Source organism: Gracilimonas sp. BCB1 (assembly GCF_040117685.2).
GTDB lineage: Bacteria > Bacteroidota > Rhodothermia > Balneolales > Balneolaceae > Gracilimonas.
The window spans coordinates 472,717-485,194 of the sequence record NZ_JBEDYP020000012.1 but is presented as its reverse complement, the minus strand read 5'-3'; the positions used below and the strand labels follow the sequence as shown (position 1 = coordinate 485,194).

Annotated in this window: 7 protein-coding genes; all 7 read right to left on the bottom strand. The window is 44.2% G+C overall.

Annotation, left to right across the window (positions count from 1 at the left end; genetic code table 11):
• Positions 1-2: 2 nt before the first annotated feature.
• Positions 3-2,957 (bottom strand): TonB-dependent receptor, encoded by a 2,955-nt coding sequence (locus ABFW99_RS08635; RefSeq protein ID WP_349353622.1) that lies wholly within the window; start codon positions 2,955-2,957, stop codon positions 3-5.
• Positions 2,958-2,964: 7 nt separating this feature from the next.
• A complete protein-coding gene (locus ABFW99_RS08630) occupies positions 2,965-4,485 on the bottom strand; it encodes a hypothetical protein (RefSeq protein ID WP_349353621.1) in 1,521 nt (506 codons plus the stop codon).
• Between the two features lie 69 nt (positions 4,486-4,554).
• Complete coding sequence (locus tag ABFW99_RS08625; RefSeq protein ID WP_349353620.1) at positions 4,555-7,785, bottom strand: lamin tail domain-containing protein; 3,231 nt, start codon at positions 7,783-7,785, stop codon at positions 4,555-4,557.
• 21 nt (positions 7,786-7,806) lie between these two features.
• On the bottom strand, positions 7,807-9,942 hold the full coding sequence (locus tag ABFW99_RS08620; RefSeq protein ID WP_349353619.1) for a hypothetical protein: 2,136 nt from the start codon (positions 9,940-9,942) through the stop codon (positions 7,807-7,809).
• 90 nt (positions 9,943-10,032) lie between these two features.
• Positions 10,033-10,728 carry a TIGR04283 family arsenosugar biosynthesis glycosyltransferase gene (locus ABFW99_RS08615; RefSeq protein ID WP_349353618.1) on the bottom strand — a complete coding sequence of 232 codons (696 nt, stop codon included), beginning with the start codon at positions 10,726-10,728 and terminating at the stop codon, positions 10,033-10,035.
• A gap of 28 nt (positions 10,729-10,756) precedes the next feature.
• Positions 10,757-11,371 carry a TIGR04282 family arsenosugar biosynthesis glycosyltransferase gene (locus ABFW99_RS08610; RefSeq protein WP_349353617.1) on the bottom strand — a complete coding sequence of 205 codons (615 nt, stop codon included), beginning with the start codon at positions 11,369-11,371 and terminating at the stop codon, positions 10,757-10,759.
• 17 nt (positions 11,372-11,388) lie between these two features.
• Positions 11,389-12,435, bottom strand: a complete 1,047-nt coding sequence (gene arsS, locus ABFW99_RS08605) for an arsenosugar biosynthesis radical SAM (seleno)protein ArsS (RefSeq protein WP_349353616.1) — start codon at positions 12,433-12,435, stop codon at positions 11,389-11,391.
• Between the last annotated feature and the right edge of the window lie 43 nt (positions 12,436-12,478).

Below are 12,478 nucleotides of genomic sequence, written 5' to 3'. Positions count from 1 at the left end.
AATTAAAAGTTTATAGATACTCCAAATACGATGTGTCTCTGCTCCAGGTAATTCGCAGGGTTCTCGTAGGCCGGCAGGTTATTATCGGTTGGATCCAGATATCGCGGGTCTCTTACACTGTTCGGCACATCGTAACTTCTGTTATCTCTCAGAGCAATTAATGAAGACTGATCAGCAGGGTAGTTTTTGTATCCTTTACCTGTTACCGGGTTAATAATTACAGAACTTTGATTATTTAAAATATTCGTGATTTCAAGGAAGGCAGCAATTCGGGTACCGTTTACATCGAACCACTTTCTCATGTTGAAATCCATATAGAACCAGGCCGGACCCACTTCGCTGTATCTTTGCGCCGGGTCATCCAAACGTTCGTAAATCGGGCGCCAATCCCGAACACCGGTAACCGGGTTTCGTTCAAAGCCCACAAATTCATAGGGTGTATAACGCTGACCACTTCTCCATACGGCCGACAGAAACATCTGAAATTGATTCAGTGGTTTCAGATCAAATAATGGTTCATCCCGATCATAGGTGAAGCGGATATTTCCTTTTATATCGAACGGGCGATCCCAGGCCAGCGGAGTCTCAATATTGTTACCCACATTCTGGCGGGCATTGATGGCATTCAGATTATCATCATTGGTTGAACTCAACCCTTCAGCGCGGGAATAAGTGAATGAAACCTGACCTTGCAGCAAATCTTTGTATCGTTTGATGTAACTCACCTCTACACCACGAGAGCGGGCATAGTCACCGTTAATACGGAATGCTTTGGTGGTTGGGCGTCCATCAATATCCGGAACGGTGATTAACTCAGAGGTTACAAAGTCATATTTATCTCTCCAGAAAGCCGACACGTTTAATGCATCATTTGCCGTTATCTGGTTTCGAAGCCCGATTTCATACGAGATGTCAATCTCCCGGTCTAAGTTCGGGTTACCGAGGTTAGGCAGATCTGACTGATCCTGGTAAAAGGGATCGAGCCCGGCATATACAAATCGTGGATGAGGAATACGTGCCGAGTGACCATAGTTGAAGAACAACACCTGATTTTCTCTTACCGGGAAAGAAACGTTTACCTTGGGCAGGAAAATGAACTTATACCGATTCCCGAAAATCTCTGTGGTCTCGTCAAGATAATCTTGTGCAATAAACTCCGGGATGGTGGAGTAGGTATTTGGGTCTAATGCTTCCTTTACGCGCTCATCCACATACGAGCCGGGCGACCAATACTCAAATCGCCCGCCGATGTTTGCAATCAGTCCATTGTAACGGATCTTATCGGTTATAAAAAAGGCACCTCTCGTCGGCTTAACTCTCCAGGCGTCAAAGCTTTCCCCAACGCGGAATGTTTCCGAAACCGTGTTCTCGTCAATCCGGATGGGCGCTCCAATCCACGGGCGGGTAATATCAATCCACTGGTAGTCATTGAATTTCATTTCAAAACCGAAAACCAGCTGGTTATTTCGCTCATTAAAATACTTGGTAAGGCTTGATTTCAGCGTCAATTCTTCCGCAAAGTGGTCGTGCCACAGTGTTGCGATACCACCGTTATTAATATAACCGGGGCCGGCAAGCACATAGGTAAAATCATCGGTTCCCTGAAATTCTTCTCCGGGATAGGTGTTAATACTTCCCGGGTCAAACTCACCATCCACATTTTCCGGTCGCCAGTCCCGGCCGTTGGCATCAGCTCTGAGTCTTGTAAATAACCGGCTGGCCTGTACTTCATAAAAAGCGGTTTGCGAAATCGTGTGTGTCCACTTCAGGTAAGAAAGATTACTGTCGTGCGTATAGGTGTTAGCGTTGTCGAGAAAGCCATTAGAGAATGCAAACTGAAATCCGGGCTGAATTTGTGTGTCAGCGCCGGTAATCTGCAGCATTCGGGTGTTCTGGTTGATGGTTAGCGAACGCTGGTAGGCACCCTGAAGGCGCATTCCGGGCTTAATGTTATACGTCAGTTTCATCATCCCATTCCAGCGGTTCCCCTGTCTGGGCGACCAAAATGTATTATCCACTATAGATGACCGGATTTGATCTGCAGACAATTTGGTGTATCCATCAGCAGTAGATATCTGTCCGGTGGCAAAGAAGTATACATCTCCGGGGATGTTAAGCCCGGCCAGCGGTAATAATTTTTGGGTAATGGGTTCCGGTCCGCCAACGCTTAACTCGTAAACGTCTTCAAAGAAGTTAGATTCATGAGACATTACATTAGAACCGAAGTTATCTCTTTTATGAGAAAAGCTTCCTTCGTAGCGGTCGCCGCCGTCACGGGTTTGAACCGATACCACCCCGGAGGTTACATCCCCATACTCAGCACCAACACCGCCGGTAATTACTTCTACGTTACTGAATGAGTTTGAACCTAAATCTAATCCGAACCCGGTTCCTGCCAGCGGATCCTGGGCAGAAACTCCATCAACCACATAACCGGTTTCGTAGGCACGTCCGCCTTTGATATATAAGCCGGTTGGGTCTTTAACAACACCGGATTGAAGGGCCACTGCATCTTCGACTTTTTGAATCGGGGCGGCTTCAATATCAGAACGTGAAATGGTAGATGAGGTTGAGGACTTCTCCACATCAAAAATGGGGGCTTCACCCACAACAATTACTTCTTCTTCGGCACTCAATACCTGCTCGCGCAATGCATAATCAAGCTCGGTAGTTTCGCCCGCCTCCACCTGAATACCGGTAAGCAAAACGGTTTCAAAACCCACATAGGTGATTTCGATATTATATTGACCGGGACGTATATTTCGAATCACATATTCGCCATCAAGATTGGTAGCTGAACCAAAAGAAGTACCTACTATACGGACGTTTACCCCAATCAGAAGCTCTTCGGTTTCATCAGAGGTTATGGTTCCGGAAATAGACCCGGTGTTTTGAGCCCACACCGAAGCAGTTCCCAAAAGCGTAAACAGTAATAAAATCAGATTAAATCTTTTCATAATAACCTCAGTTGCTGAAACCTAACCTTTGAATGCAAACGTATTCGATGAATTCGGCTAAATTATCGTTCCCATTCAAAGTGGTGATGTCCATCCCAAAATAGATTAAGTTACCTTCAGGGTTCTCTATTCCTACCCCTTCAAAAATGTCGTAATCTTCAACTGTACCCTGGACAGTTGTAGTTTTAAAATCTGTTTCATACAACAGTATAGAACCTGGAAGTGGTTTTAAAGGGTATACTCCAACAGTTCTTGATTCTGTCAACAATGTAGGACCATTCTCAGGAGAAGTAACTTCTGTATTACCGTCTACAACCATGCCTAAACTTTGACTACCAACGGGAAAATATCCTACGGAATCAACAGGCAAGAAATTAAATACATCATCATCCTGACTAATTTGCTTCATAGGAATATTCACAAACATATTGCCACCTTGTGCAAAAAATTCAGTTGTAATCTCAAGAGCATGTACAATATTCCTGTCGATATCATTAGATACCCAATATATGTGGTCCCACTTAGCCAGACTCTTTCTCAGGGTAGGATCTATAACTGTTGGAAACTGTTCAGATAACTCTATAGTACCCAGTGAAGGCTGGCCCGAGTTTATAAACCAAATATCCGGATTTATTCCAAAGCTATCTAAGTATGAGAGATGCTCCTGCTGCTTCTCTATATACGTATTATTACCTACATCATTGATGTAAAGTACTTTTGAAAGCTGTGGCTTTACATACCAACTCACAGTGTCAACCGCACTTGTCGCTCCGGCCGCATCTATAGATCTTACGTAAGCGGTATTCCTGGCCCCAACTTCAATACCCGGAATTTGAATGGGCTCACCTGATTCATTAACGCCGGTACTATAACCTCTTCCAATAAACACATCCGCAGTTTTAGTACCTGTCGTGGAGTTATCTACTTCTAAAGAGATAAACACCCTGCCTTCATTTTCCTCCGAAAAAGGAATATCAATCCAACCATCAACGGTATCATTAATAGCAATTTCTGTAGAACGGATATTCAACAAACCATCCGGATCATCAACGCGCCACCCAAAACTACTGATAGCAAATAAAGAATCCGGCGGGGTTTCAGTTTGGATAAAAGAAACACTGGGGGTTGAGTTAACTATGGGATAAACCAAACGAGCCCCAACAGGGTCTTTTGCTCCTTCATTATCTACTGCCCGAACTTTAAAAAGAACGTCATCAACACTTTGACCTTCTGTGATCGGCAATATAAAGGTACTGTCAGATCGCTCGGTAAAAGTCCAGGCATCTTCACTGGTATCATTAATAGCATACTCATAACCCACGATGTAGCCGTCAGGATCATTACCCCACCAGGAAATATTAATCTGGCTGGATAGCCTGAAATCATCTCCCCTGTTTATTCTCTCAACGGTAAGATTAGTTGAAGGAGGCTGATTTTCTGAAGCCGTACCTGACAACCCGGCATCACAGCCTGAAATAAAAAAGGCTGCAGATAGCACGGCTAAGATTACTATAAAGGACTTGTACATCTGAACTGTTTAGTTTAAAAAAATAGGAATGAGGAGTTTTCCATCCTCATTCCAGGGAAATCTAATTTGTTACTTAATCAGCATCATTTTCTTGATGCTTTCGAAAGAACCGGCTTCGATACGGTAGATATACATACCACTTGCCAGTCTTGAAGCATCAAATGCGGCTGTATGCGTACCTGCTGTCATCCTTTCGTTCACCAATGTGGCTACTTTTCTACCCAGCATATCATATACCGTCAGGTTTACACTTGCAGCCTGAGGCAGGTCAAACGTAATGTTTGTAGTTGGGTTGAATGGGTTCGGATAGTTTTGCTTCAGGTCAAAGCTAACAGGCAGGCCGGTTTCAACTTCACCGGAAGTTTCTGCTGCACGCTCTAACGTGAGACTGTAATAAAGGGTTGAGAATGTATTTGTTTCTGCATCATAACCTTCAGCTGCAGTTACCACATCCACACCATCGCTCACGCGAACAGTCCATACGAAGTCTTCACTATCTCCTACTTCTAAACCGGCAGATGCTAATAAACCATCTACAGTAGCGTAGTCCAGAGTAACAGATGAAGCGGTGGAGTCATCGTTTGATGGAACGGATGTTACAACGCTGGCTGTATCAGCAGAATACAGCACCCATTCGTAAGTAATGTCATTACCATCGAAGTCGGAAGTAGCGGCCCATTCAACGGTTATATCACCGGTCACTTCTACAGAAGCGTCATCAGCCGGAGTTTCTAAGTCGAAACCGGTATCCGGTAATGTCCAGTCGTCGGCCACAACATCTTCAAGGCTTCGCAGAATCATTTTCGGATTTCCGAAAGAGTAGTAAAGTACTCCTGTCAGTGACTCCATTTCTGCGTCAACTTTAACATGGTCATTCAAGTCGGAACCATAGTTGATCGTAAAGGCATCATCAACACGCAGTCCATCTCCGGCCTCAAGCGTATCGGCTGCACCACCGCCTTGTGTAGATCCAAATTCCCACTCACCAAAATCGCTGGAACCATCAGCTTGATTCGTGGTCACTTTCACATCGGCAAATGATAGCAGCACACCTTCGTACTGCTCATAGGCACCGGATGAACTTGTTATATCCTGAGTAACCAAAGATACAGCCATCGTATCTGTTTCTGCGTTAGTTCCTGATACTTCAAAGTCAGTTAACGAAACAAAAGTGACTCCAAATTCTTCAGAAATTTCAACTTCTGAGATACTTACGATATCACCAATATCCAGATCGTCAGCTCCATTCTCTGCAGCAACGTATACACCTGACCAGGCAGCTGCTCGGTCCTGAATGGTTATGAATCCACTTTCACCAGCACTGGATACTACTGTTGCAGAAATATTCACCGGTACAGCTCCGGCACCTGCAAGCGGACTGTCGCCCGGCTCGCCATCACCAGTTTGTTGCAGCAGTGAAATAGCTGAGATTGGCTCATCGGTCACAAAGATACTAAAGCCACCAGTGAGAGGAGCTCGACCTGTGAGCCCGTTATCGTCTGTTGCCTCTATATAAAATGACACCGGGGTGAAGTTTTCAAACGTAGGTAGGGTAGCTGAGTAACTTCCTGAGCCTGACATTGCAAGCGTGTCGGTGGTATCAGGTGTAGAGTAAATAAGATTCACACCAGTTACCGTTGCACCTTCAACTCCCTGGGCATCAGCTGTAACCGTTACAGCATCAGAAGATGAAACCGCTGAATCAGATAGAGCTACATTTGATATTACCGGAGGTAGTCCGTTCACGATAAGGTCGTTTGGCCATTCAAAACCATTTTCGCCGTCAACAAAGCGGGTTTCATTTAGCCACACCACACCATCTTCAAATGGGTTAATACTTAAAGCACCTGAGTTGTCAGGAACAATAGCATCCGGGTCATCACCTACATAATTAACGAATCCACTGATGTCCACGTTAGCACCGGCAGCAGGGGCTTCAAAAGGACCGTCAGCTCCATTAATGCGGCGAGCATTGTAATCCGGCAAGTAACCTTCTGCACCAACAGCATGATCATTTCTGTATCTCAGTGATGTATCATAAACATAGATACGAGAACCATCTTTGTTGACAGCCCAGTCAACTCTGTCACCTTGAGAAACATTACTCACGGTAGCTGAAGGAAGGCTTACATAAGCTCCGTTGTACTTAAAGTACCCATCAAGATTCATTGTTAACTCGTTTCCATCAAAATTATTGATGTCATTCAAGTCAACTTCCCAAGGATTAAGCAATTCTGCATACTCGGTGTAATCCTGATTAACGTTTCCAAGAAGATTAACAGACTCAACATCTACCTGAATAGTACCAAGATACGAGGAAAGTGTTGCTTCAAATTCTACAACATCACCACGAGTAAAGTCTTCTACTGCAGTAACGATGTTATCACCAAACTCAAAAGACTCGACAAGTTGTATAGACATCCCTTCACGCCCCATAGATACTGCATGGGTATCCGTTACGAAAACGTGAACACGTCCTATTTCATCAATTTCACCGTCACCATCGCTATCGCCTGGGTTTGCAAGCCCGGAGCTCTTCGGATAAGAAACGATTACCGCAGTAAAAGTTCGTGTACTGTCATGTAAAGGGTGACTTTCAATACCCGAAACTGAGAATTCACTCATGTTTCTGTATCTGTTAAATTCACGAATTGTGAATGGAACACCTGATTCATGAGAGCCTATGTCAGAAAAATCATCCTGAGCCGATACAACCCACTCAGAAGAAAAATCTCCTACGCCAAAAGAAGCAAGGGGCTCAGGGTTACCTGATTCAAAAGCAGCCTTTCTTACTAACGTATGATCGCCAGCTCCCTCTTCTACATCACCAACATCCCAGTCCTCATCAGAACTTGGATCTCCAAATACATCTAAAAATGTAGAGTCTGTTCCGGATACATGTACCAAAGCTCTGGCATCATTTCCGTTAAAAACGGTCATGAAAGATGAGCCGCCAGCAAATGGATTTTGAATTAATGAATCTGCCTCAGCAGTAATGGCTGCATCAGCGTCTGCGTGAGCAACAACAAATACATCACCAGCTGCCAGCATTGTGCCAGCGGGAAATCTCAATGTATCGTTATATGGATTACCATTGAAATTACCCAGCACTATGTAGTCGCTAAGATCTACATCTTCATCGGAAGGGTTGTAAATTTCAAATGCTTTGTTATTTCCGGAGCCTTCAATAAACTCAGAAAAGAACAGATTACTTTGTGCATGAACTGCACCATAACTAAAGAGAAAAGTAAGCACGAATAACAGTGCCCCTCTTACCCCTTTTTTTGTAGCATTAATCATAGTTGATCCTCTGTCTTTTGATTATTTGATAATAAGTAGTTTACCTGTTTGTACTTCTCCTGATTCCAAGTCTTTCACGGTATACAGGTATAAACCCGTGGATAAGATTTGGTTGGCATCAGACTGTAAATCCCATGCATGCTCTCCCCCGGCCATCACTCTTGGGTCGTCACTAAAGTTATCGAACCAGGAAATATCGCCGCTATATGTGGCCGAATTATGTTCCAACTCCGCCACAATGTCTCCTGCCACGGTATATACGCGAACTTCCGCTCTTGAAGGTAAATTATAAAAATAGAGTTTTCGGGTATTTTCATTGGATCCATCCCACGCTGCCCTGATCCGGTATGGGTTTGGATACACCCCTACTTTATACTCTTTGTCATTGCTGCCAAAATTCTCGTTAACCGGGGTACCGGGAAAAATCCTTACTGAATTTGAGTTCGTCGAGCTTTCGAGGCTTCCGATATCGAATGTTTCACTACCTCCATCAAAAGCGGTTACCGAAATTTCGTATTGCCAACCACTCAACAATCCATCGAGCTCATAACGATACCAATATTCAGACGTATCCCCCTCAAATGTAGCCGGTTCATCCAGTTCCACTTCTTCAAAACCGGTATCGAATGCTATCTGGTTGGCGGGCTTGTCAAATTCACGGATTAATTTAGGATCCACACCCTGAGCATCTCCCAGCTGAGAACTATAAATTCTATACCCTTCAAAATCCATTTCACCGGAAACCCGATCCACCGAAAACTCAGCTGTCCTGTCCCAATAAATAGATGCCTTCCCTTCTTCTAACTGAATACGAATCTTAGGATTATCGGGCGGTGTTGGGAACAGATATCGCGTTAGCTGCCCGTCGCCATCGGTATCTTCTCCCGGATCTAAAATACCGTTATCATTTAAATCTTCCCCTTGAAAAACACGATTAGCTGAACTGAGCGTCTGCCTAAGCAAAGACCGCGACTCCTCTGTATCAATTTCTTTTATATTTTGAGTTGTTCCCTGAAATTCTTCCGGCTTTCTGGCTGCTGAATACACAAAATACACCGTTATGGTTTCTCCGGGTTCTACCACGGGGAAGGGACCCATTGAAAGAAATGAGATATAGTTACCTGCCCCATCCTGACCATCCGTTCTAAGCGCTTCCCTGTACGTTTCATTCTGCGCATTTGTCGAATCAATTGGAAAGCGCTCTGCCATACGGGTATAACGGTCAATGTCGTTTGATGGCGCGTTGAAAACCCCGGTTCCGGAAGAGAACAACCAATAGCTGGGACCTACCATTGGGGCATTGACTCCTTGACTCTGGAGGTAGTCTTCATTTTTAGGATGAAAGAAATTTCCACGGTATTCAGCTCCAATTAGAGAAATAGCCCCATACGTGTTTATGGCCGGCTCACCGTTGGGAGAACCCGCATCAAATGCATAGGTGGTGTAGAGCGAATCCAGATAACCAATACCATTTTTATTAAAGAAAGCTCCGCCGGCTTCATTTGTGGTGATATCCCGAACAACCAAATCTGCATACATCCCCACAAACACACTGTCCCAGGTAGCAGCACCTGCATACTGGTCACTATTGTTGGTGATTTCATATTTAAGGATGGAAAAGTTCTCAGTAAAAGGGAAACCCCAGTTATAACTTTCCAGCCGTACATCTGCATAAAGCGGGGTATCATGTCCATTAATGGGCGTCCCCTGAATATCCCTTCTTCGATCTGAAAACTCAGTAATGATATCCTGCTCTCCAACAGACTGGGCATTAAAATATTCATCATTAGGGTTACTACTTCTTCTCAGGATGATATTATCAGCTGTAAATTCAAAACCCGAACCACCCCTTGAGTATCCCGCTGAAGTGGTTATTGAAGATGTAGATACCCTTAGCTGAGAATTATTGTATAACGCGCCGACCCAAATCCCGGCTTCAAATAAATGCTCGATTTGAGAGTCGCTTGGGTAGCGCATACTGAACCCGCCTTCGGGGTTATTGCGTACGTCCGGCTTTCCAATAGTGCCATAATTTGTAATGGACAGGCCTATAGTTCCAACGTTGGTTTCGGCTCTTTCAAATGATGCCTGCGCGTAAAGATTTGCGGCAAATAAAGTTAGGAAAAAAGCGGTTAATCCTGCTCGGATAATTCTCATATAGATTACTAACGGGGTTTTCTTTAGGGCTGGTAAATATAGCGAAAACGGGGGCCAACCTCTGAGGTCACCCAGCCTTTTAACACTAACTTAATATGACGAGCCCACCATAAACGATTTATAAAAGTGTGCTATTACCTCTTGGCTGATCTTTAAATAAAAGAGGACCACTATAATAGCAAAAATGAACTGTAATCTGAAAACCCCAAACCGTTGATATTTCCTTGCCGAAGTAACAACTGACTTTTTAAGGATCACAAATTGTGCGTGACTTTTAAGACGTTTTACAATTTCCTGATCTTCCATCACCAACAATTTATTATCAAAACCGCCTGTTTTTGAGAAAAGCGCTTTTCTAACGAATAGACTCTGATCTCCGAACCTGAAAACATTGAGATCGAACCGGGTAAACCAACTGTAAATCCGCAGTACCGGGTGGCTGTTATCAAAAGACAGACGGAAACAACCGCACTCAAATCCGGCCTGTATTTTCCTGCTGATATCTGTAGCAAATGTAGGTGGCGGAGTGGTGTCGGCATGCAGAAAATACAGCCACTCTCCACGGGCCTTTTCAGCCCCAAAATTCATTTGATTTGCCCGGCCTCTTACCGGACTTTCCAAAACCCTTGCTCCCTTTTCTGAGGCTATTTCAGCGGTATTATCTGAACTGCCCCCGTCAACTACAATTATCTCCAAAACCTGCCCTTCTCCATGTTCCTTCAAAAAAGAAATGAGCCCGCCAATCTTGGCTTCCTCATTAAAAGCAGGAATAACAATACTTATCATTTACTCTAAACTCATTAATAGCGGACAATTATAAACCGGACTTAACCCTATTCCAGTCTTCGATGGTATCTACATCGTTTAATTCTTTCAGTGTGGCATAATTTGAGCCCATATCCCGGATTTTTTCTATCGTTTTCTGAAATACGGAGCCGGTACTCCATTCGATTTCTTCAAACACCTCCGGGTGATAGTTCCTCATTCCCAACAGGTAATACCCGCCATCTTCAGCCGGTCCGATTACAAACTCGTGGTCTTCCAATTTCTGAAAAGCCTGCTGAATGATACCCGAGGTAAGCTCCGCACAATCACTGCCGATGATTACCACTTTTTGGAACGACTCTTCAGTAAATGATTTCCTGAAGGCATTCGACATTTTTGCACCAAGATTATCCCCGGACTGCAGGCGCTTTTCGAAATCACCCTCTTCCCAGATATCATTCTCAGCAATAAATCTTGAATACCACACTTCACGGGTAACTTCTAAATCCCGGGTTTGCTCAAGGGTCCATCCCAGTAATTTTTGATATACTTCAAGGGCTTGCTCATCTCCGATTGTAGCTGCAAGCCGGGTTTTAGTTTTCCCGGCCTCCTCGTTTTTTACGAAGATAATCAGCTTTTCCCTTGTTCTTCCTTCCTTGTTCAATGTTCCTTGTTGGGTGTTCAAGTAGTCGCGCCCCCGCAGCTGCTTCCTGCTCCGGCTGTGCACCCAAAGCAATGCTGATTAATCTTGATTTCCCGGTTGTTTAGCGACTCAAGATCGAAGTCCTCAATGTGTTGCACGCTGTCTTCATGGGTTTCCATATCCAGCATTTGGTTGAAATCGCAATCAAACAACCGGCCATCCCAACCAATGGAAATGGTGTTGCGGCACATTACCCCAGCCGCAGCTGCCGGATTAAACGATTCGATCAGTTTCTCCATGTACTCTTCCAGGTTTCCGGACATCAGCAGGAAGTTGAGAAACCGACTAATCGGTAAATTGGTGATGGTGAACAGGTCATTGAACACTATATCATGCTTTCTTTTGAGCTCTTTCTTGAACTCCTGCTTAATATCTTCCTGATCGCCCGGTAAAAAAGCCCCTACGGGATTATAAACCAGGTTCAATAGTAGCCCTGTATCTTCAACACCATACCCGATTTCATTCAACCGTTTTAAAGCCTTAATGGATTTATCATAGGTGCCTTCTCCACGCTGTCGGTCAGTCCGTGATTTACTGTAAAAAGGAAGAGAACAGGTTACTTCCACCCCGTGTTCCTTAAAAAATTCCGGCAGGTCACTGAATTTATTGGTGGTCAGGATGGTAAGGTTCGATCTTACAATCACATGTTTACCCAGCTTTGATACTTCTTCTACAAACCATCGGAAATGAGGGTTCATTTCCGGAGCCCCGCCGGTCAGGTCTACCGTATCAATATCGGTTCCTTTTATAGCATCAAGACAATGCCCGAAGGTCTCCTTCGTCATAATTTCCTGACGATCGGGGCCGGCATCCACATGGCAATGCTTGCAGGTCATGTTACACATGTAGCCCACATTCATTTGAAAGATCTCAATACCAGTGGGTTTCAGTGGGAATAAACCAATCGGGTCAATTTTGTCTCTGAACTTCGGCAGAGACTTTATTTTTTCGTTGTGATTATTAATGATATCGAGCTGAACGCTGGGCTTAGCCAGCTCATGAGATTCTGCCAATAAGCTTTTCATAAAACTTCCTTCTGTTAAATATAATATCGATCAGCCCGGAAGT

What these genes read in the sequence shown, in the direction of transcription:
- ABFW99_RS08635 (WP_349353622.1), bottom strand. Translation starts at nt 2,957, where the DNA reads ATGAAAAGATTTAATCTGATTTTATTACTGTTTACGCTTTTGGGAACT.
- ABFW99_RS08630 (WP_349353621.1), bottom strand. Translation starts at nt 4,485, where the DNA reads ATGTACAAGTCCTTTATAGTAATCTTAGCCGTGCTATCTGCAGCCTTT.
- ABFW99_RS08625 (WP_349353620.1), bottom strand. Translation starts at nt 7,785, where the DNA reads ATGATTAATGCTACAAAAAAAGGGGTAAGAGGGGCACTGTTATTCGTG.
- ABFW99_RS08620 (WP_349353619.1), bottom strand. Translation starts at nt 9,942, where the DNA reads ATGAGAATTATCCGAGCAGGATTAACCGCTTTTTTCCTAACTTTATTT.
- ABFW99_RS08615 (WP_349353618.1), bottom strand. Translation starts at nt 10,728, where the DNA reads ATGATAAGTATTGTTATTCCTGCTTTTAATGAGGAAGCCAAGATTGGC.
- arsS (WP_349353616.1), bottom strand. Translation starts at nt 12,435, where the DNA reads ATGAAAAGCTTATTGGCAGAATCTCATGAGCTGGCTAAGCCCAGCGTT.